This is a genomic window from Alkalihalobacillus sp. CinArs1 (assembly GCF_947387515.1).
Classification (GTDB): domain Bacteria; phylum Bacillota; class Bacilli; order Bacillales; family Guptibacillaceae; genus Guptibacillus.
This window is the reverse complement of the sequence record NZ_CANDOB010000001.1, coordinates 1,496,269-1,522,745: the sequence shown is the minus strand read 5'-3', so window position 1 is coordinate 1,522,745 and position 26,477 is coordinate 1,496,269. Positions and strand designations below refer to the sequence as shown.

Genomic DNA, 26,477 nt, shown 5'->3' with positions numbered 1-26,477 from the left:
ATTGGCCTTCCTATTCAATTCAACTATATAAGACAAACTTAAGCTGCCGAGAAGTTCTCGACAGCTTTATATTCGTTATCTTATCCAGTTAAAGAAGCGGTCTAAGAATCCTTTCTTGTTTTCTTGAATGTCTTGCTGGTGAGATGGGCCGACGTGGACGTCGCAAACCTCATGCGGTTCGCTTCCTTCTATAAAGTATGTGAGCCTTTTGTTCGGGCAGTTTTCATCTGCTATCTTCCCTGTTTGCGGGTCGATGTCGATTCCTACGACACCTTCAGGAGCTTTAAATTCTTTTGCTTCTTCCCCTTCGAGTGCACCTTCAACAAATTGAGCCCAAATTTTCTTCGCATAGAACCCATCGTTTCGATAATTCAGTTTCTTGCCTTCATCGTATCCGATCCATACGGATGTAGCGAGTTGTGGTGTGAAGCCGACCATCCAACTATCTGTCGACGTCGAACCGGTCTTTGCAGCGGCAGGTCTCGTTAGCAAATGATCGACACCAGATCCCGTTACTTTTGTATAATCATTCAGTGATTCATCGAAAACCCCTGTCATCATGCTCGTTGTGACGAATGCAGCTTCTGGCTTTAATCGAAGTTCTTTCTTCGACTTGTGCTCATAGATCACCTTGCCATCACGGTCTGTTACTTTTTCAATGTAATGAGGTTTAACACTGAACCCTCCGTTTGCGAGCATACTGTAGGCTTCCGTCATCTCTAAGATTCCTACAGGTTTCGTGCCGAGTGCAAGGGATGGAATCGCTGATAACTTACTGTCGATCCCGAATGTTTTTGCTGTTTCAACGAGAGTCTTTTCTTCTAGAAACATATGTGTTTTGACAGCGACGATGTTATCAGATAGGGCGAGTGCTTGCGCAATCGTAATTTCATCGTTCGCATATGCATCCCCATAGTTGTGAGGAGAATAGGTTTTTTTATCACCGTCGTAATAAAAGTTCGTGGGCTCACTTCTTACGAGCGTTGATGGTGTGAAACCGTTGTTCATCGCAGCATAATAGAGAAAAGGTTTGAAAGTCGATCCAGGAGTACGCTTTGCCATGGTAGCTCGATTGAATTTACTTTCTTTGTAGTCTCGTCCACCAACCATCGCCTTGATCGCTCCGGATTTTGGATCCATTGCAACGAGCGCGGCTTGGATGTCGCTTTTTTCCTCAATGGAATTCGCCACAAGATCTTCAGCCTTAACTTGCATCTCGGAATCTAATGTCGTATAGACATGAAGTCCGCCTTCTTCAATAATTCGCTCATCTAATGAAAGTTTATTTCGTAATTCTTTCTTCACTTCTGCTGTAAAATAAGGAGCCGTTTCGGACTCTATTTTTTCTTCGTTAAACGCCTGTAGTGCCATCGTTTCGTTTTCAGCCTCGATCGCTTCAGCCTTTGAGAGCTTATTCGTTGCGACCATCGCGTTCAATACGGTCGACTGTCTTTCTTTTGATCGATCGGCATCTGCGTATGGGGAGTAGTAGCTCGGTCCTTTTGGAATTCCAGCGAGCATGGCTGACTCAGAAACCGATAGTTCATCCGCACCTTTTCCAAAGTAAGACCTCGCTGCTGCTTCAATACCATACGCTCCGTGTCCATAGTAGATCGTGTTCAGGTACCCTTCGAGAATTTCTTCTTTCGAGTAGTGAACTTCGAGTCGATAGGCATAGAACGCTTCGAGTACTTTTCGTTTCCACGTTTTATCGTGTTCTAAGAATAAGTTTCTCGCGTATTGCTGTGTGATCGTACTTGCTCCCTGCACTTTCGCCATCGCTTTTAAATCAGCTAGAACCGCTCCTCCGATCCGTTTAAAATCAAAGCCGAAATGATCGTAGAAACTTCGGTCTTCGATTGAGAGTGTAGCATCTACCAAAGCCGGCGAAATCTCGTCCAGCTGAACCCAGTAGCGATTCTGACCACTCTGGTTGCTTTCTCCTATAACGTGTTCTTCCGTATCATAATAAATCGTTGTTTGTGGCACCTGAAGTGGTGGAGCACCAACGAAAACGGCAAGCAAATAGATCGATCCAAAGGAAAGACCGATAAAAAGTAAGCCGATAACCATCAAACGTAAAGATAGTTTCCCCCAGCGTTTCCAATAGGTAAAACGTTCACTCATTGGTTTCATGTGGTTCACCCCCACATTTCTTGTTTAAATCTAGTATGTGACAATCAAGAAACTCTTAAACACGCCAATCTATAAAAATAATTGTCCAACTTTTGAATAGGATAAAACGAATGAGTTCATTTTTACAAAGGGAGAGAGTGCAGTGGAATTGTTGATTGCGATCATTCTTGGAATAGTGGAAGGGTTGACGGAATTTTTACCAGTTTCGTCTACAGGTCATTTAATTCTGACAGGGTACTGGTTGAACTTTGTAGATGAACGAGCGAAAACGTTCGAAATCGTCATCCAGCTAGGGGCGATTCTTGCGGTAGTTGTGGTGTATCGAAAAAGATTTATAGATTTATTTTCCCTCGATGATAATAAGGGGGGACTTTCTCTCATGCACATTATTCTAGGAATGATACCTGCGATCGTAGCAGGATTCTTACTTCACGGAGTCATTAAAACGCTCTTTTCTCCTTCAACTGTCGTCATAGGACTCGTGTTAGGAGGCATTCTTATGATTTTAGCTGACCTGAAGAGGACAGCTGCAGTTACGAAAGACCTCGATGAACTGACGTTAAAACAGGCTTTCTCGATCGGCGTCTTTCAATGTCTCGCACTTTGGCCTGGGTTCTCACGATCAGGAGCAACGATCTCTGGTGGTGTGTTGCTAGGAACAACACATAAGACGGCTGCAGAATTCTCATTTATTTTAGCAGTACCGATGATGGTTGCTGCGAGCGGGTACGATTTACTGAAGAGCTATCAATACTTAACGGTTTCAGACATCCCGGTTTTCGCGGTTGGCTTTTTCGTGTCATTTATCGTAGCGCTTATCGCCATTGTAACATTTATCCGTTTTATCGAGCGGGTCCGCCTCATTCCGTTCGCAATCTATCGGTTTATTCTTGCAGGGATCGTATGGATGATTCTTTTCTAAAAACAGATGAAAAATCCTCTTGCTTTTTTATAAAAGTGAACTATACTTTTCTTGTGCTTCACGATTGATGAAGCTGCAAAAAACATGAAAGATTTTCGGTTCACATACAGTCATTTGCGTTATACTAAGCCTGTTTTGAGTCATCTGAATCGGGAACTTAGATAAAGAGATAGAATTGAGGAGTGATAGAGATGGAATTATGGTATACAGAGAAGCAAACGGAGCGTTTTGGAATCACGGCAAAGATCAAACAAACGCTGCATACTGAACAAACGGATTTTCAACGTCTCGATGTAATTGAAACAGAAGAGTTTGGAAACATGCTCGTTCTCGATGGAATGGTCATGACGACTCAAAAAGATGAGTTCGTTTACCATGAGATGGTAGCGCATGTGCCTTTGTTCACACACCCGAACCCGAAACATGTCCTCGTCGTAGGTGGGGGAGACGGTGGCGTTATTCGTGAAGTTCTAAAGCACCCTTCCGTAGAAAAAGCGGTATTAGTTGAGATCGATGGGAAAGTAATCGAGTACTCTAAAAAATATTTACCTGAAATTGCTGGCGAACTTGAAAATGAGCGTGTCGAAGTACTAGTAGCTGATGGATTTATGCATATTGCTGAAAGCGAGAACGACTACGATGTGATCATGGTCGATTCTACTGAGCCAGTTGGCCCTGCTGCGAAGCTTTTTGAAAGAGGCTTTTATGAGGGAATCTCAAAAGCACTAAAAGAAGATGGCATCTTTGTTGCTCAAACGGACAACCCTTGGTTCAAAGCAGATCTCATTTCACAAGTGCAGAGCGACGTGAAGGAAATCTTCCCGATTACGCGCCTTTATACAGCAAATATCCCTACGTATCCAAGCGGACTGTGGACGTTTACGATAGGCTCCAAAAAAGTTGACCCACTTGAAGTAGAAGAAAGCCGTTTCCATGACATCGAAACGAAATACTATACGAAAGATCTTCACAAAGCTTGTTTTGCACTCCCTAAATTTGTGCAGGATCTACTGAGGTAAGGAGAGCAGCTATGAAATTCGATGAAGCATATTCTGGGAATGTGTTTATTTTAAGTAACCCTTCTTTTGATGATAGTGATGTTGTGATCTATGGCATGCCGATGGACTGGACAGTAAGCTTTCGTCCTGGTTCAAGATTTGGCCCCGCTCGCATAAGAGAAGCGTCTTTAGGCCTTGAAGAGTACAGTCCATATATGGACAGGCACCTTGAAGAGATTCGATACTTCGATGCAGGTGATATTCCACTGCCTTTCGGAAATCCAAAGCGAAGCATCGAACTCATCGAAGAGTATATTGATTCTTTACTCGACAAAGGGAAGTTTCCATTAGGAATGGGTGGAGAGCACCTTGTGACATGGCCGATTATAAAAGCCTTCAACAAGAAGTATGACGATCTTGCTGTCATCCACATCGACGCTCATGCTGACCTTCGTGAAGAATATGAGGGTGAGGCACTATCTCACTCGACACCTGTTCGAAAGATCTGTGGTTTGATCGGAGCGGAGAATGTGTACTCGTTTGGAATTCGTTCCGGGATGAGAGAAGAATTCCAATTTGCTAAGGACTCTGGCATGCACATGTCGAAATTCGAAGTGGTCGAGCCATTGAAGAAAGTTCTTCCATCTTTAAAAGGTCGCAACGTCTATGTCACGATCGATATCGATGTATTAGATCCAGCATACGCACCAGGTACAGGTACTGCTGAAGCTGGAGGCATCTCATCTAAAGAGCTACTAGAAGCGATCACAATGATCGCAAACGCAGGCGTACGCGTAGTTGGTGCCGATTTAGTGGAAGTTGCACCTGTTTATGACCCATCAGAAAAAACACCGATCGCAGCAAGTAAATTCATTCGTGAAATGCTGCTTGGTTGGACTCATAAGGAATAAATTTGGACTGAGGCTGTATTCAATTTGAATACAGTCTCTTTTTCTCATATAATAAGAAAGTTAACGATGTGTAAGGACGTGAATGCGATGAGCGATCATCCGATCGATTTAACGATTGAATCTAGAATTCAATCAGGTAAAGAAAAAGAATCTTCTAACCATACCGTTCAAGGTAAACTCGTTGAAAAGGGCGACTCCCTATATTTGCGATATGAAGAAAACCTTGAAATTGGACAGGTTTCCACAACTGTGAAAATAGATAACGAGCAGGTAACGGTGATCCGTAGAGGAGCACTTTCGATGCGCCAGGGATTTGCGCCTGGACAGCTCTCTGAAAGTTTATATAAAACGCCGTTCGGTTCCATGCCGATGCAGATTCGTACAGAACGAATCGAGCAGCTGGTCGATCGAGAAAAAAACAAAGGGCGTTTGACCCTTCGCTATATTCTTTATCTAGAAGAAGATGAAACACAACGACACGAGCTGTCGTTAAGCTGGAAAGGAGCAAGGCAATGAATAGTGTTGAACAAAAGAAAGAACAGTTAAAAGAGCAGATTAAACTTGCCGTCATTCAAGCGGGACTCGCAAGTGAAACTGAGATTCCAGAAGTCATTCTAGAATCCCCTAAAGACAAGGCGCATGGGGACTATGCGACGAATATGGCGATGCAACTCGCGCGTATTGCGAAAAAAGCGCCTAGAGCGATTGCGGAAGACATTAAAGCGAATCTAGATATGGACAAAGCATCAATCAAGCAAATCGATATCGCTGGCCCAGGCTTTATCAACTTCTTTATGGATACGAGCTACTTGAATGAGCTTATTCCGACGATTTTAGAAAAGGGCAGTGATTACGGGAAATCTGCCAGCAAAAACGAAAAGATCCAAGTAGAGTTTGTTTCAGCTAACCCTACTGGAAGTCTTCATTTAGGCCATGCACGTGGTGCGGCTTACGGTGACACGCTTTGTAATATCCTTGACCGTGCAGGATATGACGTTTCAAGAGAATACTACATCAATGATGCAGGTAATCAGATTCATAATCTGGCTCTTTCACTTGAAGCACGTTACATGCAGGCTCTCGGTAAAGAAAAAGAAATGCCTGAAGATGGCTATCTAGGGCAAGATATCGTACAGTTCGGAAAAGATTTAGCCGAGAAAGAAGGCGACCGTCTTCTAGAGCTCGAAGAAAAAGAACGCTACAACTACTTCCGTGAATACGGACTTGAACGCGAACTTGAGAAATTGAAAAAAGACCTTGCTGAATTTGGCGTTGAGTTCGATGTTTGGTTTTCTGAAACATCACTTTACACGTCCGGTAAGATCGACAAGGTACTTAAGAAGCTTCATGAGCGCGGAGAAACATTTGAAGAAGACGGCGCTACATGGTTCCGTTCGACTGAATATGGGGATGACAAAAACCGTGTCTTAATCAAAGGTGATGGTTCATATACTTACCTAACACCAGATATCTCGTACCACCAAGATAAGCTCGATCGTGGCTTCGATAAGCTGATCAACATCTGGGGTGCAGATCACCACGGCTACATTCCGAGAATGAAAGCAGCGATCGAAGCGCTAGGATATAAAAAAGAGCAGCTCGAAGTGGAAATCATTCAGATGGTGAACCTGTTTAAAGACGGCGAAAAGATGAAGATGAGTAAACGTACCGGTAAAGCCGTGACCCTTCGTGAATTGATGGACGAAGTTGGCATCGATGCGATGCGTTATTTCTTCTCTATGAGAAGCTCAGACTCTCATCTCGATTTCGATATGGACCTTGCCGTATCTAAATCAAATGAAAACCCGGTTTATTATGTTCAATACGCTCATGCACGAGTGTGCAGCATGCTCCGTCAGGGAAGAGAGATGGATCTTAGTGATGATGCAGATCTATCACTCATCACGTCAGAAAAAGAGATCGACCTTCTGAAGAAACTTGGAGAGCTCCCTGAAGCAATCTCTGAAGCAGCTGAAAAACGCATGACACACCGTATCACGAACTATGCGTTCGAACTTGCGGCAGCGCTGCATAGCTTTTACAATGCGGAGCGCGTACTAGATCCCGAGAATCTAGAGCTAAGTGCAGCTCGCTTCAAATTGATGAAGGCAGTTCAACAAACGATTCAAAACACGCTTGAAATCATTGGTGTCACAGCACCTGAAAAAATGTAAGTCAAACAGAAACGTCAGGATCTCTCCTGACGTTTTTGTTTTAATAATCGATTCGCCCAGTGTTACTCCCCCAAACGTCAAAAGGCTGTTTGCTTTCCGCTAAACCGATGTGATGAAAGGGAATGATGCGTTTTTCAGGCGGTTTTTCGATTTCATTATAGATCAGTGCATCATCAAAACCTGACGCTGCAGCTTCGAGTCGAGTCGCAGCAAAATACACCTTATCAGGCCTAGACCAGTAAATGGCTCCAAGACACATCGGACATGGTTCACAGCTGGAATAGATCGTGCATCCAGTAAGTTGATGAGATCCGATGTTCGCGCATGCGTTTCGTATCGCAACAACTTCCGCATGAGCGGTAGGGTCGCTTGTAGATGTCACTTGATTATTTCCTTGACCAACGATCTGCCCATTCTTTACAACGATTGCACCAAAAGGTCCGCCTTGATTGTTCATTACGCTAGTAGTTGCAAGCTTTATCGCTTCTTTTAACCAACCTTCATGTGTCATCTATCTCATCACACTCCTTGTGAAAAACTATTAGACAAAGAAGAGGATATTCCTATCGTTAGTATTTGATGTAAGCGATATCGTTATGTAAATAATACCATGGCTTCTTGTGTTATGTTTTTGGTAGAATAGTCTAGTTGCAACTTTGAGCGGATTAACACCCGAGTTTTTGGAAGCCACAGTGCTCCAAACATCTTCATATTCCTCTTTAATTACGGGGATACTCTTAAATAAAAGGAGCGATTTTTATGAAAATGGTTTTACTTGCAATTATGACCGGATTTATTGTCGGTTTGGTTTTTGCAATTTTCAAGCTGCCTATTCCTGCTCCTCCAGCATTTGCAGGGATTGCGGGGATTATTGGTATTTATCTTGGCTTTAGGGCTTATGAGTACTTCTCAGGAGCTTTCTTTAATTAACAATTATTTTGTAAGATAACAATGCTTTCGCTCAAACTTGACGAAAGCATTTTATGTATTCAAGATAAGGACTGATGATATGCCATTTGTTTATTTGAAAAACGTAAGAATATTTTATGAAGACGAAGGTGAAGGTTTGCCATTAATCTTTCTTCACCCTCCTGGAATGGGCCATGCTGTTTTCCATAAACAAAAGGAACTCACACGTTTTTTTCGTGTGCTACTGATTGATATGAGGGGACATGGAAAGAGCTCATCTGGTAACGATGAGCTTTCAATCTCGCTGCTTGCAGATGATCTGGAGAATTTCATGGATGCTCTTCATATCGATCGTGCTGTTATTATTGGTTATTCAAGTGGAGGCAGTATCGCTCAGGAATTTGCGATTCATCATCAACATCGAGTGGCTGCTCTCGTGTTATGTGGAGGTTTCCCTGAGGTAAATGATCCTTTTCTTAATCTGGAGTTTAAAGCAGGTATATCTCTTGCATATAACCTGAAAGCTCTTTCTTGGATTATAGCGAAAAGCCATGCCAAAACGGAGGCTGAGTTTCGAATACTACGATCTTATTTTCAATTGACAGATCCAGAGGTATTAAAACAGTTTTATGTAAAAGGGCGCTTGTACTCTTGTGTAGAACAGCTTTCCAATTTACACATTCCACTATTACATTTAACGGGTGAATTCGCATTTTATTTTCATCATTATCAGACAATGTATGAAAAAGCTGTTCCGTCTGTAAGGACTGTTAGGGTATCAAATACATTTCATGAAATACCAACAAAATCATTTAGAGAATTTAATCATGCAGTACTCGCATTTCTCACTTCCATAAAAGCGTACTCCCATCCAGTCGTTTAACTCCACGAATCGATGAAAGATCTTCTACCAGTTTAAGGGCGGCAAGGTCTTTTTTCTTTGCTTCGATCATAATATCCGCATCCTCACCATGTTCCTTAAGCATTTTTATAAAAGGTACGGCGAACTCTGGATCAACGTAGTCCGCATGGCTTCTGTAGGCACTTTCTGATTTAGGCGACGATAAGTGATACTTCACGGGAACGCCTCGACCTTGCCACGTCTTTTCAACTCGTTCAAAAAAATCATTTGATAGTCCGTTTCCTTCATTGGCCTTATGATGGTGATAATCGAAAATAAATGGTACTCCTGTTTTTTCACAAACTTCTAGTGTTTCTTCGGCGTTATATGTTTTATCGTCGTTCTCAAGCGTAATTCTTTCCTTTATCCGGTCCGATACCGTGTTAAAGTTTTCGTAAAATCTCTCTAGCGTTTCTTCCTTGTCACCGTATGCACCACCGATATGAATGTTTGTGATGGATCGATTATCGAGTCCCATCAGTTCGAGCATTGACGTATGGTAATCAAGGTCGATGATGGCATTTTCAGTTACTTGCTTTCTAGGACTCGTGAAAAGTGTAAACTGATTTGGGTGAAAGCTCACTCGAAGATTATGTTTTTTAACGAGGTCACCAATTTCTTTAAACTTATCTCGAAATGGCGTGTGATAATCCCACTTCGCTTCAGGATGAGTAGCAAGCGGAACGATTGAAGAAGACATTCGATAAACGTTTATTTCATGTGCGATATTATAATGCAGTGCACGTAATGTATTCGTTAAGTTTGCATCTGTAACGGAAAGAAGCTTTTCCATTCGTTCCTCTTCAGAAAGTTTACTATAGCGAGCAAACGTCATCGTTCGAGCGGGGGTTGCTTCATATAGTGCAAGTGCATGTGAGACATAGCCAAACCGCAGTTTCATTAAGAGCATCCTTTCATGTGTGTTACTACATTCATTCCCTCGTACAATTGAACGAAACCGTTCATAGAGCGTCGCTTATAGAAACGGAGAGAGTACCCTCGCAAGCGGTCCGATCAGGCGGTTTTTCAACGTCCGATTTTTGAGCCTTTTCATATCCAGTAGTTCTGACTGAACGATGTCTCTGTCGATCGTTTCCTTGATTTGTTTGAGCATCTCTTTATCACGAAAAATGCAGTTGATTTCACCGTTGATCGTAAAACTTCTTCGATCGAAATTAGCTGTTCCGATGTCACATATTTCTTTATCGATCAACAGCACTTTAGCGTGAAAAAATCCATTCATGTACTGGTGAATTTCACAGCCGGCTTCAATAAGTTCTGTCAAATAAGGATACGATGCTTCTTGCACGAAAGGATGGTCCGCTCGAATCGGAAGGATAATCTTCACACTCACGCCTCGATGAATCGCATTCAGTATCGTTTTCTGTAATTGAGATCCTGGAATGTAGTAAGGTGTTCCGATATAGACGGTGCTCGTAGCTTTGTCGATAAGAGAGCAAAACACCTCTTCGACGTTGTTCCCATCCGTAACGTGAAGTTTCACAGTTGTCTCTCCTTTAGTTAAGGGTGGAAATAGGGCATCAGCTAGTTTGGCATCAGGATTTTCAAGTGACCAGTCTTTGAAAAACTGTTTTTGAAGTTCGTGGACCACTTCCCCTTTTAGACGCAAGTGGTAGTCACGCCAGTAGCCGAACTTCGGATCTTTTCCTGCATATTCATTTCCAATATTAAAACCGCCCATATACCCGATTCTTCCATCGATTACGGTAATCTTCCGATGATTTCGTTCGTTTAAAGACGTAAACAGAAGAGGAAATGATGCTTTTTTAGAATAAGAGAAGCGCACACCGCATTCCTTCATCCGTTTAATTGTCGAACGTTTGATGCTTTTACTTCCTATAAAATCAGCTAACACGTTTACGCTCACGCCTGATGACGCTTTTTCACAAAGCTTATCGATGAACTCATTTCCTGTTTTATCATCTCGAATAATAAAAAACATCATATTGATGGTATTTTCGGCTGCATCAAGGTCTTTAAGCAGTGATCGAAAGAAATCGTCACCATCTGCGAAAAATTCCATGGCGGCCGGTACAGACTTCATAGACGAACTGTTTTTTCTTCGTTTTCTTGCACCTAGAAAAAGGTCCAATCCGATCCAAAACACGAAAGCAATCACTAATAAAAAGACCATTCAACACACCTCGATTCAACTAAAATCCATAAAAATAGTTTGCCCAAAATAATAAAAACTAAAAAAATCCCTGACTGAATGCTCATTCAGTGAAAAATATGTTATACTTTATTCAGAAAATTACTTTCATTCTGACTTAAAAGCGTTTTCATAAAAATGTTCGAACAGTCGGGGAGCACAACTCTTGTTCAACATCCAAGGTAAAGCGTTCTTACAAGAAGGAATGACATGAAAGGAGATTTTGCTAACATGGATGTTTTATTGATCATCAACTGGATTGCTTTCATTGTTGTAACCGCTTACGCATTCTTCTTATTTGGGTACGTTGTTAAAACGCGTTATGAATTTATTAAGCTAGGAAAGAAAGCAGAATTCGATCGCTCCATGAAAGAACGCATCGAAGCGATCGTCGTAAAAGTATTTGGGCAAAAGAAATTGTTAAAGGATAAGAAAAGTGGAACGATCCATGTCATGATGTTCTATGGATTCCTTCTCGTCCAATTCGGCGCGATCGACATGGTCATCAAAGGTCTTTCACCTGGATCTCATTTACCGCTCGGACCACTGTATCCAGCGTTTACGTTCTTCCAGGAACTTGTGACTGTCATGATCCTCGTAGCAGTAATATGGGCGTTTTACAGACGATATATCGAAGCGATCGCTCGTTTGAAAAAAGGATTTAAAGCAGGACTCGTTTTACTTTTCATCGGATTGTTGATGGTTTCTGTTCTTTTTGGGAACGGGATGGAAATCATTTGGCATGAAATCGGCTATTCGTGGAGCGCACCTATCGCATCTGCGATCGCATTTCTTTTTTCTTGGATCAACGAGACTGCGGCTATCGCACTATTCTTTTTCTCATGGTGGATTCACCTTCTCGTACTGTTAACGTTCCTTGTGTATGTACCTCAGTCCAAGCATGCTCACTTAATCGCTGGACCTGTAAACGTATTTCTTGGTCGTACACATAAGGTTGGACAGCTTGCTTCGATCGATTTTGAAGATGAAAGCAAAGAAACATACGGCGTTAACACGATTGAAGATTTTAACCAAAAGCAGCTCGTCGATCTCTATGCGTGTGTAGAGTGTGGCCGTTGTACAAATATGTGTCCGGCGACAGCAACTGGGAAAATCCTTTCCCCGATGGAGCTGATCGTAAAGCTACGTAACCATCTAACAGAAAAAGGTGCAGCGGTAACGTCAAGAACACCTTGGATGCCAGCATATGCTTTCTCAGATACATCTGGTAATCAACTTGCTTATCAAGCGCGCGGCCAGCAGGAAACAGCAGCTGCAGCGGAAGGTCTTGTAAGTGATGAGTTGATTGGAAACGTTATCACAGAAGAAGAGATCTGGGCTTGTACGACTTGTCGTAACTGTGAGGACCAGTGCCCGGTCGAAAACGAACACGTAGATAAAATCATCGACATGCGACGTCACTTAGTCTTGATGGAAGGTAAGATGGATAGCGACGTTCAACGTGCGATCACAAACATCGAGCGTCAAGGTAACCCATGGGGCATCAGCCGTAAAGAGCGTGAAAACTGGCGAGATATGCGTGATGATATCGTCGTGCCTACAGTAAAAGAGAAAGAAAAAGCAGGGGAAGAGTTTGAGTACCTCTTCTGGGTAGGTTCGATGGGCTCTTACGATAACCGAAGCCAGAAGATCGCAGCTTCATTCGCTAAAATCATGAACGAAGCAGGGATTTCATTTGCGATCCTTGGTAACAAAGAGAAGAACTCGGGAGATACACCTCGTCGTGTCGGAAATGAATTCTTGTTCCAGGATCTTGCACAGAAGAACATCGAGACATTCCAAAAGCATAACATTTCTAAAATCGTTACGATCGATCCTCATGCTTATAACTCACTTAAAAATGAGTATCCAGAGTTTGGACTCGAAGCTGAGGTTTATCACCATACTGAACTTTTATATGACTGGATTAAAGAAGGAAAACTGAAGCCGAAGCACGAAGTGAATGAACGAATCACCTATCACGATTCTTGTTATTTAGGAAGATATAACGAGGTTTATGATCCTCCACGTGAAATCTTACGTAGTATTCCAGGGGTTGAAGTGATCGAGATGGATCGCAGCCGTGAGAATGGAATGTGCTGTGGTGCAGGCGGAGGCCTCATGTGGACAGAAGAAGACACAGGTTCAAGAATCAACGTAACACGAACTGAACAGGCACTAAGCGTTAAGCCGTCCGTTATCGGAAGTGCATGTCCATATTGCTTAACGATGATGAGTGACGGAACAAAAGCAAAAGAAGTAGAAGAAGATGTTTCAACGCTCGATATCGTCGAAATTCTTGAACGTTCGATCGTGCAGCGTGAAATCGTTCAATAGTTACACACAAAAGGTAGCTTATGCGGGAGGAACTCCGGCATGAGCTCCTTCCTTTGTGTGTTATGAGGTGGATAGGCGGTGAACGAGCGTTCAGTCGCTTAAGAACTCATATTTTGACAGCGTTTTCAACTATATTGAGGAGGTTTTCAAGATGGGCAAAACAGTAATCGTAAGCGGTGTTCGAACACCATTTGGAAAATTTGGAGGTGCACTCAAGTCACTAGAAGCTCCTGAGCTAGGCGGTATTGCGATCAAGGAGTCCTTGAAACGAGCTGGTATCGAGGCAGATCAAGTCGGTGAAGTGATCATGGGTTCCGTTCTCCAAGGTGGTCAAGGTCAGATTCCTTCGCGTCAGGCGGCGAGACACGCAGGAATTCCATGGGAAGTAAAGACAGAAACGATCAATAAAGTATGTGCGTCAGGTTTACGCAGTGTCACGATGGCGGATCAAATCATTCGTGCAGGTGATGAAGAAGTGATCGTTGCAGGTGGAATGGAATCGATGAGCAATGCCCCTTACATTTTGAAGGACGCGCGCTGGGGCATGCGAATGGGTGATAAAAAAATCGTCGACCTTATGGTGCACGATGGCCTGACGTGTTCGTTCGATGGATGCCATATGGGCGTGTACGGAAATACGACAGCAAAAGAATATGAAGTATCTCGAGAAGACCAGGATAAATGGGCGTTCAGAAGCCAAGAGCGTGCTGTGAAGGCAATGGAAGAGGGGATTTTTGCAGAAGAAATCGTACCTGTAGAAGTGCCTCAGCGTAAAGGGGATCCTCTATTGGTGGAACATGATGAAGCGCCTAGAAAAGGAACGACTGTTGAGCAGCTTGGTAACCTGAAGCCTGTTTTTGGTGCTGACGGTACGATCACTGCAGGGAATGCACCTGGTGTGAACGATGGAGCGGGTGCTCTTGTATTGATGTCTGAAGAACGTGCTGCGAAAGAAGGAAAGCAGCCGATGGCTACGATTCTCGCTCATACAGCGATCGCAGTAGAAGCGAAGGACTTCCCACAAACGCCAGGGCTTGTTATCAATGCGCTATTAGAGAAAACAGGGAAAACACTTGAAGAAATCGACTTGTTTGAAATTAACGAAGCGTTTGCGGCCGTTGCACTCGCTAGCGGAAAGATCGCTTCGTTAGATGAAGAGAAGGTGAACGTTCATGGCGGTGCAGTGGCACTAGGCCATCCGATCGGAGCGAGCGGCTCTCGTATCTTGATCACTCTGATCCACGAGCTTAAAAGACGCGGCGGTGGCGTAGGTATCGCAGCGATTTGCAGTGGCGGCGGTCAAGGCGACGCAATCATGGTGCAGGTATAACGGAAAGGGAGGAATGAACATGGAAATCAAATCAGTAATGGTGATCGGTGCAGGACAAATGGGATCTGGGATCGCGCAGGTGTGTGCGATGTCCGGCTACAAGGTGTATTTAAACGACCTTAAGCAGGAGTTTATTGATAAAGGTCTTTCAAGAATCGGAAGCAACCTTTCGAAACAGGTGAAAAAAGAGCGGATTTCTCAACAAGATTTGGTCGCAGCGATGGATCTTCTGCAAGGCACGACAGATCTAAATGATGCAAAAGAAGTTGATATCGTCATCGAAGCAGCGGTCGAAAACATGGAAGTAAAGTGCAATCTCTTTTCACGACTTGATGAAATTGCAAAAGACCATACGATTCTTGCGACGAACACCTCATCTCTTCCTATCACTGAAATCGCGGCGGCAACAAAGCGTCCAGGTAAAGTCATCGGCATGCACTTCATGAACCCTGTACCTGTCATGAAGTTAGTTGAGATCATCAAGGGTCTTGCAACGACTGATGAGACGTTCGCTGCTGTAGAAAACCTTGCTCATGACCTTAAAAAATCGCCAGTTGAAGTAAATGACTTTCCAGGTTTCGTATCGAACCGCATCTTGATGCCGATGATCAACGAAGCGATCTATACCGTTTATGAAGGTGTTTCTTCACCAGAAGATATCGATCAAGTGATGAAGCTCGGTATGAACCATCCGATGGGACCACTTACTCTTGCTGATTTTATTGGACTCGACACGTGTCTATATATTATGGAAACGCTCCATGAAGGCTTTGGGGACGATAAGTACCGCCCATGCCCGCTTCTCCGCAAATATGTGAAGGCCGGCTGGTTAGGACGTAAGACTGGAAGAGGATTCTACCAGTATCAGGATTAACATCACGAGGAGGAACAGAGATGGAGCTTGTTTTTACAGAAGAACAAAAAATGATGCAGAAGATGGTCAGAGATTTTGCTGAAAAAGAAATTGCGCCATTCGTAGAGAAAATGGAGGAAACGGATGAGTTCCCGCGCGACATCATCAAGAGAATGGGCGAACTAGGTTTGATGGGAATTCCAATCCCAGAAGCATACGGTGGAGCTGAAATGGACTATACGTCTTATATCATCGCGATCCATGAGCTTTCTAAGGTTAGCGCAACGATCGGTGTCATCCTTTCGGTGCATACCTCTGTAGGCACTCTTCCGATTCTTAATTTCGGAACAGAAGAGCAGAAGCAGCGCTTTGTTCCAAAGCTCGCTTCTGGTGAGTACCTTGGCGCGTTTGCATTAACTGAAGCTAGCTCAGGATCTGATGCGAGTAGCATGAAAACTCGTGCTGTCCGAGACGGTGATCACTATAGACTGAACGGGTCCAAAGTCTTCATCACAAACGGAGGCGAAGCAGACACATACGTCGTGTTCGCACGTACGAATCCTGATGAAAAAGGAAGTAAAGGTGTTACAGCGTTTATCGTTGAAAAAGACACTCCGGGATTCAGTATTGGAAAAAAAGAAAAGAAAATGGGCTTGAACGGTTCAAATACAGTGGAGATCATTTTTGAAGACGCTCGCGTACCCGTTGAAAATCGCCTCGGCGAAGAAGGGCAAGGCTTCAAGATCGCAATGGCAAACCTCGAGAGCGGACGGATCGGAATCGCCGCACAATCTCTTGGAATCGCAGAAGCAGCATTAAATTACGCCGTTTCCTATGCAAAAGAAAGACAGCAATTCGGAAAGCCGATCGGCCAAAACCAGGGCCTTGGCTTCAAGCTTGCCGACATGGCAACAGAAGTAGAAGCTGCTAAACTACTAACCTATCGCGCAGCAGATCTCAAAAACCAGGGCATCCCATGCATGCAGCAAGTATCCATGGCAAAACTATTCGCCTCAAAAACAGCCGTAAAAGCATCGATCGAAGCCGTCCAAGTCTACGGAGGCTACGGCTACACAAAAGACTACCCAGTAGAACGCCTCTTCAGAGACGCAAAAGTCTGCGAAATCTACGAAGGCACGAGTGAGATACAGAAGATCGTGATTAGTAGGGGGTTATAACGAAAAGCGGAAGCGCCCGTTAAGCCCCGACAAGCGCTGGAACCTTTCAAAATGAACACGCTCTTTGTGTTCAATTTGAAAGGTGAAGCGACTCGAGGGGCTGGGCGCTGCAGCTGGACAAGAAAAGCGGAGGGGAGCCCACATCCCCCTCTCAACCCTAGAACCATCCCAATTAGCTAATAAAATCAAATATTAGCTAATAAATCTCGTTTTTGGACAATAAATTCTCATTTTAGCTAATAAATCTCAGTTTTGGACAATAACCTGTCCATCGCACCGTCAAAACGCTAATACAGGAGCCGCAACCAAGACGATCACCATGACAAAACGCTCCACCGACACCTAAATCAAAAGGAGAGAACCTCATATGAACTTTCAACTTTCAGAAGAACACGAAATGCTACGGAAAATGGTCCGTGATTTTGCAAAGAAAGAAGTAGAACCAACAGCGGGTGAGCGTGATGAAGAAGAACGCTTCGACCGTGAACATTTTACGCATATGGCTGAGCTTGGCTTAACAGGTATCCCGTGGTCAGAAGAATATGGCGGCATTGGGTCTGACTATTTGAGCTATGTGATTGCTGTTGAAGAGCTTTCGAGAGTGTGTGCTTCGACAGGGGTTACACTTTCAGCACATACGTCTCTCGCTGGGTGGCCAGTAAATGCATTTGGAACGGAAGAACAGAAGCAGAAGTTCCTTCGTCCGATGGCAGAAGGAAAGATGATGGGGGCGTATGGCTTAACGGAGCCGGGCTCTGGTTCAGATGCTGGCGGCATGAAAACGACAGCTAAACTAGACGGAGATCATTACATCCTCAATGGCTCAAAGATCTTTATCACAAATGGCGGCGAAGCAGAAATCTATATCGTCTTTGCACAAACGGACAAAGAAAAGCGTCATAAAGGGATCACAGCGTTTATCGTAGAGAGCGATACGCCAGGGTTCTCTGTAGGGAAAAAGGAAAAGAAACTAGGAATCCGTTCATCTCCAACGACTGAAATCATCTTTGAAGACTGCCGTGTTCCGGTTGCGAACCGTCTTGGCGAAGAAGGGCAAGGGTTTAAAATCGCAATGAAGACGCTAGATGGTGGTCGAAACGGAATTGCGGCTCAAGCAGTTGGAATTGCTCAAGGAGCACTAGATGCTGCTACGGCATATGCAAAAGAACGGAAGCAGTTTGGGAAACCAATCGGTGAAAACCAAGGGATCGGCTTCAAGCTTGCTGATATGGCGACAAAGATCGAAGCAGCAAGACTATTAACCTACCAGGCAGCTTGGAAAGAGAGTCAAGGACTTCCGTACGGAAAAGAGTCCGCGATGTCCAAGTTGTATGCAGGCGATATCGCGATGGAAGTAACAACAGAAGCGGTTCAAGTGTTCGGAGGCTATGGTTACACGAAAGATTACCCGGTTGAACGTTTTATGAGAGATGCAAAGATCACTCAAATCTACGAAGGAACAAACGAAATTCAGCGTCTAGTTATTTCAAGGATGCTATTGGCTGATTAAGAAGGATGAGTAGCATGGATTCTCTTGCACAACGAATTTCAAAACGCGATGAACGTGCACTTGCGAAAGCGATCAGCTTAGTTGAAAACGATGCAGAAGGAAAACTAGAGCTGTTAAAGGATATCCATTCGATGACAGGTCACGCACATTACATCGGATTAACAGGATCTCCGGGGGCAGGAAAGAGTTCACTCGTCAATCGACTCATCACCTACCTCAGGAAGCTTGATCTCACTGTTGGCGTTGTAGCAGTCGATCCAACGAGTCCATTCAGTGGGGGTGCGCTTCTGGGAGATCGCGTTCGAATGGCAGAGCATTTCACTGATCCAGGAGTCTTTATTAGAAGTATGGGTACACGAGGTAGTCTTGGGGGGTTATCACGTACGTCAAAAGAAACGGTACGGCTAATGGATGCGTACGGATTCGATGTCATCTTGATAGAAACCGTAGGAGTCGGACAGTCAGAACTAGACATCATGAAGATCGCTGATTCCATTGCTGTGTTATTGAATCCTGGAAGTGGTGACGTGGTGCAGGTGTTCAAAGCCGGCATCATGGAGATCGCAGACATGTTCATCGTGAACAAAGCGGATTTGTCGGGTGTACCGAAATTACTAGCAGAGCTTGAAAGCATGCTGGATATTGTAAAGCACGATGCAGATTGGCGCCCACCGATCGTAAAGACGGTCTCGGTTCAAAACCAAGGCATCGATGAGGTATGGGAGCGGTTGAAGGAGCATCTCGCTTATTTGAAAAAGTCTGGTGAGCGAGAGCGACGCCGTAAAACATCGCTAGAACGTGAAGTGATCGAAGTCGTTCATGCTGAGATGATGAAGCGGCTAATCGAGCAAGAGAAAGAGAACAGAAGCTGGGTAGAAGAAGTTAAGGAGGGGTCAATCGACCCTTATTCAGCTGCAGTCAGACTACTGGATGACTATTACGGAGAAAAAGTAGACAAAAGCTGACGGGAAGGGGCTGGGTATGCGGTGAGAAAGAACGTTCCTTCGATGGTGAAGGATGAAAAGCTGATCCAGAAACGACGGGAACAAATGATAAAAGCGGCTGTGAGCCTTTTTAAAGAAAAAGGGTTTCATCGAACGACGACGCGGGAGATCGCTCGGGTAGCGGGCTTCAGTATCGGAACGCTTTATGAATACATTCGAAAAAAAGAAGACGTTCTCTATCTCGTATGTGACAGTATCTACGATGAAGTTAGAGAGCGGTTAGAAGAACAGATCAAGCCGGGTGTGAAGGGAATCGATCGTTTGAAGCAGGCGCTGCATGCGTTTTATCAAGTGATGGATGACTTTCAAGATGAAGTGCTCGTCATGTATCAAGAAGCGAAGTCATTACCGAATGAAACGCTGCCTTACGTGTTGAAGAAAGAGATCGGAATGGCAGAAATCTTTGAGAAGTTGATTCAAGATTGTGTAGATGAAGGCATGCTTCAGTTAACTGAAGAAGAAGTATACGGAGCATCCCACAACATTCTTGTGCAAGGGCAGATGTGGGCGTTCAGGCGTTGGGCGCTCCGCTCTCATTACACGATCGAAGAATTTACGAAGATGCAAGAAGCGTTCATCATTCAAGCGCTTAACCCTATAAATACTGCGAATAGAACGTGAAGGAGGAAACAGTGTGAGTGTAACTGAAACGAAAAAGCCTGTTAACCATGTCCGTTTTGTAACGGCTTCTAGCTTGTTCGATGGTCATGATGCGTCGATCAACATCATGCGCCGCATTCTACAAGCGAGTGGTGCAGAAGTAATCCACCTAGGTCACAACCGTTCCGTAGAAGAAGTTGTAAACGCTGCCATCCAAGAGGATGTTCAAGGAATCGCGATCTCTTCTTACCAGGGCGGTCACATGGAATATTTTAAATACATGTACGATCTATTGAAAAAGAATGGTGCGTCTCATATCCGCATTTATGGTGGAGGCGGCGGTGTTATCATTCCAAAGGAAATCAAAGAACTTCATGAATATGGGATTTCGAGAATTTTCTCTCCGGACGATGGGAGTGACCTCGGTCTTCAAGGCATGATCGATCTTATGATGAAGGAATGTGACTTCCCTACCTTCAAGCAAATCGATAATCAGCTTGAGCGAGTGAGCAAGCGTGATCCTCAGGCTGTATCAAGCTTGATCACTCTTGCAGAGAGTTTTGGTGCTGAGCGATCTGATGAAGTAGCTGCAACGGCTGAGAAAGTGTTCACAGAGCTTAAAGGAATGGAAACATCAGCGCCTGTCATTGGAATCACCGGTACCGGTGGTGCTGGTAAGAGTTCATTAACGGACGAATTGGTTCGTCGCTTTATTAATGAATACGAAGATAAAACTGTTGCGATCCTTTCAATCGATCCTACGAAACAAAAAACGGGTGGTGCACTTCTTGGGGACAGAATTCGTATGAATGCGATCCATAACGATCGCGTCTTCATGCGGAGCCTTGCTACGAGGAAGTCTAAGACAGAACTATCTCTTTCCATTCGAGAGGCGATGGCTGTCGTCAAAGCGGCTGGCTACGACCTCATCATTATTGAAACGAGTGGAATCGGCCAAGGCGATGCAGAAATCGCTGAGATTGCGGACGTATCGATGTACGTGATGACAAGCGAATTCGGTGCCCCTTCGCAGCTAGAAAAAATCGACATGATCGATTTTGCTGACCTTATCGTAATTAATAAATATGAGCGAAAAGGCTCAGAGGATGCGCTTCGTGATGTAAAAAAGCAATACCAGCGTAGCCATATGTTGTTTGAACAGGACCTCGATAAGATGCCTGTTTACGGTACGATCGCAAGTCAGTTCAACGACCCTGGAACGAACACCCTATTCAAAGCAATGATCGATACGATTCAGCGAAAGTGTGGAAATGACTGGGCTACAAACATCGAAACGAGTGAAATTGTAGAGAAGCTCAACCTAATCATCCCTCCACAGCGCCAGCAGTACTTACAAGACATTTCAGGCTCTGTACGCCGTTATCATGAGTATGTTGAGAAGCAGGTACAGCTCGCACGTAAAGCCTTCCAGCTTCAGGGTACGATCGAGATGCTTCAAGGAAAAGAAGAAAACGAAGAAACGATCAAGATGCTTTCCAAGATGAAGGATGACAACATGGACGACATGCATCCTGAAACGAAGAAAATTATTGAGAGCTGGCCAGAAGTCAAAGAAAAGTATAGCGGTAAGGAGTTTGTCTCTGTCATACGTGACAAAGAAATCGTAACGGAGCTTACGACGAAGAGCTTGTCAGGAATTGATATCCCGAAGGTTTCTCTTCCAAAGTATGAAGATTGGGGAGAAATCGTCCGCTGGGTATTAAAAGAGAACGTACCTGGTTCGTTCCCTTATACTGCTGGCGTGTTTCCGTTTAAGAGAAAGGGAGAAGATCCAAAGCGCCAGTTTGCTGGTGAAGGTACTCCTGAACGAACGAATCGCCGCTTCCATTATCTATCGAAAGATGATGACGCAAAGCGTTTGAGTACGGCATTTGATTCCGTGACGCTTTACGGGGAAGACCCTGACTACCGCCCTGATATTTACGGGAAAGTTGGAGAGAGCGGTGTAAGCATTTGTACACTCGATGATATGAAGAAGCTGTACGCCGGTTTTGACCTTTGTGCGCCATCAACGTCCGTTTCGATGACGATCAACGGGCCTGCGCCTATCATCCTCGCAATGTTCATGAACACTGCGATTGAGCAGCAGGTTCAGCGATTCGAAGAAAAAGAAGGGCGTAAGGCGACAGAAAAAGAGCTCGCCGAGATTAAGGCGATGACGCTCAGCACCGTTCGTGGAACGGTTCAAGCTGATATTTTAAAAGAAGATCAGGGGCAGAATACGTGTATCTTCTCTACTGAATTTGCACTTCGTATGATGGGTGACATTCAGGAATACTTCATTAATAATGAAGTTCGAAACTACTATTCGGTCTCTATTTCCGGATATCATATCGCTGAAGCTGGCGCGAATCCGATTTCGCAGCTCGCATTTACACTTGCGAACGGGTTTACGTATGTTGAGTATTACTTGAGTAGAGGAATGGACATCAACAAGTTTGCACCAAACCTTTCATTCTTCTTCAGTAACGGATTGGATCCTGAATATACGGTGATCGGTCGTGTAGCAAGACGAATCTGGTCGACTGTGATGAGGGAGAAATATGGAGCGAACGCTAGAAGTCAAAAGCTTAAGTACCATGTTCAAACGTCAGGACGCTCTCTTCATGCACAGGAAATGGACTTTAACGACATTCGTACAACGCTTCAGGCGCTGATGGCCATTCAGGATAACTGTAACTCACTTCATACAAACGCGTATGATGAAGCAGTTACGACACCTACGGAAGAATCCGTGCGTCGAGCGATGGCGATTCAGATGATCATTACAAAAGAACACGGACTCAGTAAGAACGAAAATCCACTTCAAGGATCTTTTATTGTTGAAGAACTAACGGATCTCGTTGAGGAAGCGGTTCTGACAGAATTCGAACGCATCAATGCACGCGGAGGCGTTCTCGGTGCGATGGAAACTCAGTATCAGCGCGGTAAGATTCAAGAAGAATCGATGTATTATGAGATGCTGAAGCACACAGGTGACCTTCCGATCGTAGGGGTGAACACATACAAGAATCCAAATCCACCTGCTGAGGAAGAGTGGAACATGGAGCTTGCAAGAGCAAGTAAAGAAGAGAAAGAACAGCAGATTTCAAACCTTAAGGAATTCCAGGAAAGAAATGCTGGTGAAACGGAAGATGCTCTTCGCCGTTTGAAGCAAGCTGCTCTTACGAAAGGAAACATCTTTGAAGAATTGATGGAAACGGTAAAAGTGGCGAGCCTCGGTCAGATCACGACTGCGCTCTATGATGTCGGTGGGAAATACCGTCGAAATATGTAGACGGGTAATAGCTTGTCAAACGAATCGGTTCATATTATTGTAGGAGGAAGGATAGTCCTTCCTCCTATTACGTTTGCGAATAGACGCCTTTTTTGGACAAATCCTTCGATTGAACTAGATTTGTTTAAAAATCGTAGCATAGATTGAGGAAATTTGTTTATAATGAATGGTATGATTTTTATAAAATAAGAAAAACTATCTATTTGGATACCTAACATAGCTTGTTTTTCATATCATTCGGGTAAAGTATTCAGAGGAGAGAATTGAAAGGGAGTGCCGATACTATGAGTACCTTAAATCAGTTGTCTGCTGATGACATTCAAGAGACATCAATGATCGATATTATGTTTTATATTTTGCAAGATGAGAGAAAACCAGTTTCTTTCTACACGCTAATGAGCCAGATTGGAGATATGAAGGGACTTTCATCTGAAGAGGTTCAGGGACGTCTTGCTGAAGTTTATACGAACCTAAATACAGATGGCCGCTTCGTAACACTTGGCGATAATCAGTGGGGTCTGAAAAGCTGGTACCCTGTTGAGCAATCCCAGGAAGAGCTCGCTACGACGATCAAGCCAAAGAAACGCAAGAAGTCTGAAGACGACGAAGACGTTTTCGATGATGACCTTGAGGACGAATTGGATGATCTAGAAGTTGACGATCTTGACGATGACTTCGATGCAGACTTCGATGACGATGATGCAGAAGAGTTTGATGATGAAGATCTTGACGATGACGACGATGATGATGACGAAGACTTTGAAGATGACGAGGAAGACACCAAATAATTTGTGTCAGTTCTTGACTTTCAGGCTCGAAGTCGGTAGAATCATTTTTGGGCTTCACCAATAAACGAATAATATAATGATTAATATAAAACAAAAGTGCCCCCCATCTATGGGACAGGTGTCACTTTTGTTTTTTTTATTTTATTAAAAAGCACCTGACAATACATTCGAATAGGAACACGTCGGTCAATCGTCTTTTAAGAAACAATGGCAATCGAATGAATCCTTTCCCTTTTTATAAGGGTAGAATACTAACAACGAGGGGGCATAAATATGACAACAGGTAAGCAGAAGAAGTATATATTTGTAACAGGCGGGGTTGTATCGTCACTTGGAAAAGGGATTACAGCAGCATCACTCGGCCGCCTTCTAAAAAATCGCGGAATTAGCGTAACAATTCAAAAATTCGATCCTTACATCAACGTTGACCCAGGAACGATGAGTCCATATCAGCATGGTGAGGTATTCGTAACAGACGATGGAGCGGAGACTGACCTTGACCTTGGGCACTATGAGCGTTTCATCGATATTAACCTTTCGAAGAACTCGAACGTAACGACTGGTAAAATCTACTCATCCGTTCTTCGTAAAGAGCGTAGAGGAGATTACCTTGGAGGAACAGTTCAGGTAATCCCACACATCACGAACGAAATCAAAGAGCGCGTCTTCCGTGCGGGTAACGAAACGAATGCTGATGTTGTAATCACTGAAATCGGTGGAACAGTCGGTGACATTGAAAGTCTTCCTTTCCTAGAAGCGATTCGTCAGATCAAGAGCGATATCGGTAAAGAAAACGTGATGTACATTCACTGTACGCTCGTTCCATACTTGAAAGCTGCTGGTGAGATGAAAACAAAGCCAACTCAGCACAGTGTGAAAGAATTGCGTAGTCTTGGTATTCAGCCAAACGTAATCGTCGTGCGTACAGAGCAGCCGGTTCCTCAAGATATGAAGGATAAGATCGCATTGTTCTGCGACATCGATCCTCATGCTGTAATCGAAGCACAAGATGAAGAAACACTTTATCAAGTACCACTTTCTCTTCAAGCACAGAAGCTAGATGAGATTACGTGTAACCACCTTAAGCTAAACTGTCAGGAAGCAGACATGGTAGAGTGGAAGCAGCTTGTTGAAAAGGTACAAAACCTTTCTAAGAAAACGAAGATTGCCCTTGTTGGTAAATACGTTGCCTTACAGGATGCTTATATTTCCGTTGTTGAATCCATGAAGCACGCAGGATACGCGTTCGATGCAGATGTGGATATTAAATGGGTAAACTCTGAGCATGTTACGCCTGAAAACGTACATGAATTGCTATCAGATGTTGATGGTATTCTTGTGCCTGGTGGATTTGGAGATCGTGGAATCGAAGGAAAAATCACTACGATCCAATATGCTCGTGAAAACAAGGTTCCTTTCCTTGGAATCTGTCTTGGTATGCAGCTAGCTTCTGTTGAGTTCGCACGAAACGTTCTTAACCTTGAAGGAGCTCACTCTGCAGAAATTAAACCGACGACAAAATATCCGGTCATCGACCTCTTGCCTGAACAAAAAGACGTTGAAGATCTTGGTGGAACGCTTCGTCTCGGACTCTATCCTTGTAAGCTTGTTGAAGGAACGAAAGCTTTCGCAGCTTATGAAGATGAAGTTGTCTACGAGCGTCACCGTCACCGCTACGAGTTCAGCAACCAGTACAGAGCTGAAATGGAAGAAGCAGGATTCATCTTCTCAGGTACAAGCCCTGATGGCCGCCTAGTTGAAATTGTGGAAGTTCAGGACCATCCTTGGTTCGTGGCATCTCAATTCCACCCTGAATTCACTTCAAGACCAACTCGCCCTCAGCCATTGTTCAAAGAATTTATCGGTGCATCAATTGAAAATCAATAATAAAAAACAGGGTGTCAGCTGACACCCTGTTTTCTCTATATCTCGATTCCGTGCTCATCAAGAATTTCCTTTGTTGTTAAATAAATCGCATGGTATACAAACAGCGCGACAAGAAGGGAAGGGTGACCGATCCGTTCACCGTCTTCGTCCGGAACGAGTCCTGTTGTAAGCCCTGTGTTAATATAAAAGTGAACCGTGTCTTCGAGAGCTTGAGCTTCATTTTTACGACTTGCGGCAACACCTATGACGGATGCTCCACTTTCTTTATACTCTGTAGCGAGCTGTGCAAATGATGAGTCGTCATTAAACTTGCCAAACATCAAGACGGTATCGCGATCAGTCAGCTCTGTGTTCGGTTCAAGAATAGCGCATGATGGGAGAGCGTCCGCTCCATCGATCGCTTCGAGAGCAACGCCCTGAAGTTCGTTTTGCCCTTTAAAATAAACCTTACCGCCACCGGTAATCGTTTGAGCTAACAGGCGTGATATATCTTCAATTACCATCTCGTGGTTATCTTGTATATGTTTGAACTTACCCATCAATTGCGTTGTAAATATCTTTAGCATAA

General features: G+C 44.0%; 22 protein-coding genes. 17 read left to right on the top strand and 5 right to left on the bottom strand.

Annotated features, from left to right (window positions below; all coding sequences use genetic code 11):
- Positions 1–75 precede the first annotated feature (75 nt).
- Positions 76–2,136 carry a transglycosylase domain-containing protein gene (locus PFZ69_RS07715; RefSeq protein ID WP_270180422.1) on the bottom strand — a complete coding sequence of 687 codons (2,061 nt, stop codon included), beginning with the start codon at positions 2,134–2,136 and terminating at the stop codon, positions 76–78.
- Positions 2,137–2,278: 142 nt separating this feature from the next.
- Here PFZ69_RS07715 and bacA point away from each other — a divergent pair, with 142 nt between their 5' ends.
- The 5 genes from bacA to argS all read left to right on the top strand — a co-directional run bounded on the left by bacA (position 2,279) and on the right by argS (position 7,141).
- Positions 2,279–3,058 (top strand): undecaprenyl-diphosphate phosphatase, encoded by a 780-nt coding sequence (gene bacA / locus PFZ69_RS07710; protein WP_270180421.1) that lies wholly within the window; start codon positions 2,279–2,281, stop codon positions 3,056–3,058.
- A gap of 191 nt (positions 3,059–3,249) precedes the next feature.
- The gene (speE, locus tag PFZ69_RS07705) at positions 3,250–4,077 is read left to right on the top strand and encodes a polyamine aminopropyltransferase (protein WP_270180420.1); all 828 of its coding nucleotides are present in this window, start codon (positions 3,250–3,252) and stop codon (positions 4,075–4,077) included.
- Positions 4,078–4,088: 11 nt separating this feature from the next.
- Positions 4,089–4,967: an agmatinase gene (gene speB, locus PFZ69_RS07700; protein WP_270180419.1), complete on the top strand. Its 879-nt coding sequence runs from the start codon at positions 4,089–4,091 to the stop codon at positions 4,965–4,967.
- Between the two features lie 87 nt (positions 4,968–5,054).
- On the top strand, positions 5,055–5,483 hold the full coding sequence (locus tag PFZ69_RS07695; protein WP_270180418.1) for a DUF1934 domain-containing protein: 429 nt from the start codon (positions 5,055–5,057) through the stop codon (positions 5,481–5,483).
- Positions 5,480–7,141: an arginine--tRNA ligase gene (gene argS, locus PFZ69_RS07690; RefSeq protein ID WP_270180417.1), complete on the top strand. Its 1,662-nt coding sequence runs from the start codon at positions 5,480–5,482 to the stop codon at positions 7,139–7,141. The genes PFZ69_RS07695 and argS overlap by 4 nt, the downstream gene beginning before the upstream one ends.
- A gap of 40 nt (positions 7,142–7,181) precedes the next feature.
- On the opposite strand, the gene PFZ69_RS07685 is transcribed toward argS, so the two are convergent.
- Positions 7,182–7,652 (bottom strand): nucleoside deaminase, encoded by a 471-nt coding sequence (locus PFZ69_RS07685; RefSeq protein ID WP_270180416.1) that lies wholly within the window; start codon positions 7,650–7,652, stop codon positions 7,182–7,184.
- 248 nt (positions 7,653–7,900) lie between these two features.
- Here PFZ69_RS07685 and PFZ69_RS07680 point away from each other — a divergent pair, with 248 nt between their 5' ends.
- A complete protein-coding gene (locus PFZ69_RS07680; RefSeq protein WP_224884278.1) occupies positions 7,901–8,071 on the top strand; it encodes a XapX domain-containing protein in 171 nt (56 codons plus the stop codon).
- 79 nt (positions 8,072–8,150) lie between these two features.
- Positions 8,151–8,933, top strand: a complete 783-nt coding sequence (locus PFZ69_RS07675) for an alpha/beta fold hydrolase (RefSeq protein WP_270180415.1) — start codon at positions 8,151–8,153, stop codon at positions 8,931–8,933.
- On the opposite strand, the gene uvsE is transcribed toward PFZ69_RS07675, so the two are convergent.
- Together uvsE and cls are read right to left on the bottom strand one after the other, a co-directional pair.
- The gene (gene uvsE, locus PFZ69_RS07670) at positions 8,896–9,852 is read right to left on the bottom strand and encodes a UV DNA damage repair endonuclease UvsE (RefSeq protein WP_270180414.1); all 957 of its coding nucleotides are present in this window, start codon (positions 9,850–9,852) and stop codon (positions 8,896–8,898) included. The two genes, PFZ69_RS07675 and uvsE, sit on opposite strands and share 38 nt — an antisense overlap.
- Before the next feature lie 75 nt (positions 9,853–9,927).
- On the bottom strand, positions 9,928–11,106 hold the full coding sequence (gene cls / locus PFZ69_RS07665; RefSeq protein ID WP_270180413.1) for a cardiolipin synthase: 1,179 nt from the start codon (positions 11,104–11,106) through the stop codon (positions 9,928–9,930).
- A 249-nt stretch (positions 11,107–11,355) separates the two neighbouring features.
- Between cls and PFZ69_RS07660 the strand changes: the two genes are divergently transcribed.
- From PFZ69_RS07660 to PFZ69_RS07615, 10 genes are all read left to right on the top strand, one after another.
- A complete protein-coding gene (locus PFZ69_RS07660) occupies positions 11,356–13,461 on the top strand; it encodes a (Fe-S)-binding protein (protein ID WP_270180641.1) in 2,106 nt (701 codons plus the stop codon).
- Positions 13,462–13,612: 151 nt separating this feature from the next.
- A complete protein-coding gene (locus PFZ69_RS07655; protein ID WP_270180412.1) occupies positions 13,613–14,791 on the top strand; it encodes an acetyl-CoA C-acetyltransferase in 1,179 nt (392 codons plus the stop codon).
- A gap of 19 nt (positions 14,792–14,810) precedes the next feature.
- Complete coding sequence (locus PFZ69_RS07650; protein WP_270180411.1) at positions 14,811–15,665, top strand: 3-hydroxybutyryl-CoA dehydrogenase; 855 nt, start codon at positions 14,811–14,813, stop codon at positions 15,663–15,665.
- A 20-nt stretch (positions 15,666–15,685) separates the two neighbouring features.
- Positions 15,686–16,822, top strand: a complete 1,137-nt coding sequence (locus PFZ69_RS07645) for an acyl-CoA dehydrogenase (RefSeq protein ID WP_270180410.1) — start codon at positions 15,686–15,688, stop codon at positions 16,820–16,822.
- Between the two features lie 367 nt (positions 16,823–17,189).
- Entirely contained in the window at positions 17,190–18,332 is a 1,143-nt protein-coding gene (locus PFZ69_RS07640; RefSeq protein WP_270180409.1) for an acyl-CoA dehydrogenase, read from the top strand.
- 14 nt (positions 18,333–18,346) lie between these two features.
- Positions 18,347–19,297, top strand: a complete 951-nt coding sequence (gene meaB / locus PFZ69_RS07635; protein ID WP_270180408.1) for a methylmalonyl Co-A mutase-associated GTPase MeaB — start codon at positions 18,347–18,349, stop codon at positions 19,295–19,297.
- A 42-nt stretch (positions 19,298–19,339) separates the two neighbouring features.
- Positions 19,340–19,957: a TetR/AcrR family transcriptional regulator gene (locus tag PFZ69_RS07630; protein WP_270180640.1), complete on the top strand. Its 618-nt coding sequence runs from the start codon at positions 19,340–19,342 to the stop codon at positions 19,955–19,957.
- Between the two features lie 13 nt (positions 19,958–19,970).
- On the top strand, positions 19,971–23,234 hold the full coding sequence (gene icmF, locus PFZ69_RS07625) for a fused isobutyryl-CoA mutase/GTPase IcmF (RefSeq protein ID WP_270180407.1): 3,264 nt from the start codon (positions 19,971–19,973) through the stop codon (positions 23,232–23,234).
- Between the two features lie 284 nt (positions 23,235–23,518).
- On the top strand, positions 23,519–24,022 hold the full coding sequence (rpoE, locus tag PFZ69_RS07620) for a DNA-directed RNA polymerase subunit delta (protein WP_270180406.1): 504 nt from the start codon (positions 23,519–23,521) through the stop codon (positions 24,020–24,022).
- Positions 24,023–24,295: 273 nt separating this feature from the next.
- On the top strand, positions 24,296–25,909 hold the full coding sequence (locus PFZ69_RS07615) for a CTP synthase (RefSeq protein ID WP_270180405.1): 1,614 nt from the start codon (positions 24,296–24,298) through the stop codon (positions 25,907–25,909).
- A 35-nt stretch (positions 25,910–25,944) separates the two neighbouring features.
- On the opposite strand, the gene PFZ69_RS07610 is transcribed toward PFZ69_RS07615, so the two are convergent.
- Entirely contained in the window at positions 25,945–26,475 is a 531-nt protein-coding gene (locus PFZ69_RS07610) for a DUF2529 family protein (protein WP_270180404.1), read from the bottom strand.
- Between the last annotated feature and the right edge of the window lie 2 nt (positions 26,476–26,477).

Excerpts from the sequence above, each read along its gene's own strand:
- PFZ69_RS07610 (WP_270180404.1), bottom strand. The coding sequence starts at position 26,475 with ATGCTAAAGATATTTACAACGCAATTGATGGGTAAGTTCAAACATATA.
- speB (WP_270180419.1), top strand. The coding sequence starts at position 4,089 with ATGAAATTCGATGAAGCATATTCTGGGAATGTGTTTATTTTAAGTAAC.
- PFZ69_RS07615 (WP_270180405.1), top strand. The coding sequence starts at position 24,296 with ATGACAACAGGTAAGCAGAAGAAGTATATATTTGTAACAGGCGGGGTT.
- PFZ69_RS07645 (WP_270180410.1), top strand. The coding sequence starts at position 15,686 with ATGGAGCTTGTTTTTACAGAAGAACAAAAAATGATGCAGAAGATGGTC.
- PFZ69_RS07715 (WP_270180422.1), bottom strand. The coding sequence starts at position 2,136 with ATGAAACCAATGAGTGAACGTTTTACCTATTGGAAACGCTGGGGGAAA.
- PFZ69_RS07630 (WP_270180640.1), top strand. The coding sequence starts at position 19,340 with ATGGTGAAGGATGAAAAGCTGATCCAGAAACGACGGGAACAAATGATA.
- uvsE (WP_270180414.1), bottom strand. The coding sequence starts at position 9,852 with ATGAAACTGCGGTTTGGCTATGTCTCACATGCACTTGCACTATATGAA.
- argS (WP_270180417.1), top strand. The coding sequence starts at position 5,480 with ATGAATAGTGTTGAACAAAAGAAAGAACAGTTAAAAGAGCAGATTAAA.
- PFZ69_RS07675 (WP_270180415.1), top strand. The coding sequence starts at position 8,151 with ATGCCATTTGTTTATTTGAAAAACGTAAGAATATTTTATGAAGACGAA.
- speE (WP_270180420.1), top strand. The coding sequence starts at position 3,250 with ATGGAATTATGGTATACAGAGAAGCAAACGGAGCGTTTTGGAATCACG.
- rpoE (WP_270180406.1), top strand. The coding sequence starts at position 23,519 with ATGAGTACCTTAAATCAGTTGTCTGCTGATGACATTCAAGAGACATCA.
- PFZ69_RS07680 (WP_224884278.1), top strand. The coding sequence starts at position 7,901 with ATGAAAATGGTTTTACTTGCAATTATGACCGGATTTATTGTCGGTTTG.
- PFZ69_RS07695 (WP_270180418.1), top strand. The coding sequence starts at position 5,055 with ATGAGCGATCATCCGATCGATTTAACGATTGAATCTAGAATTCAATCA.
- cls (WP_270180413.1), bottom strand. The coding sequence starts at position 11,106 with ATGGTCTTTTTATTAGTGATTGCTTTCGTGTTTTGGATCGGATTGGAC.
- PFZ69_RS07640 (WP_270180409.1), top strand. The coding sequence starts at position 17,190 with ATGAACTTTCAACTTTCAGAAGAACACGAAATGCTACGGAAAATGGTC.
- PFZ69_RS07660 (WP_270180641.1), top strand. The coding sequence starts at position 11,356 with ATGGATGTTTTATTGATCATCAACTGGATTGCTTTCATTGTTGTAACC.
- PFZ69_RS07655 (WP_270180412.1), top strand. The coding sequence starts at position 13,613 with ATGGGCAAAACAGTAATCGTAAGCGGTGTTCGAACACCATTTGGAAAA.
- PFZ69_RS07685 (WP_270180416.1), bottom strand. The coding sequence starts at position 7,652 with ATGACACATGAAGGTTGGTTAAAAGAAGCGATAAAGCTTGCAACTACT.
- meaB (WP_270180408.1), top strand. The coding sequence starts at position 18,347 with ATGGATTCTCTTGCACAACGAATTTCAAAACGCGATGAACGTGCACTT.
- PFZ69_RS07650 (WP_270180411.1), top strand. The coding sequence starts at position 14,811 with ATGGAAATCAAATCAGTAATGGTGATCGGTGCAGGACAAATGGGATCT.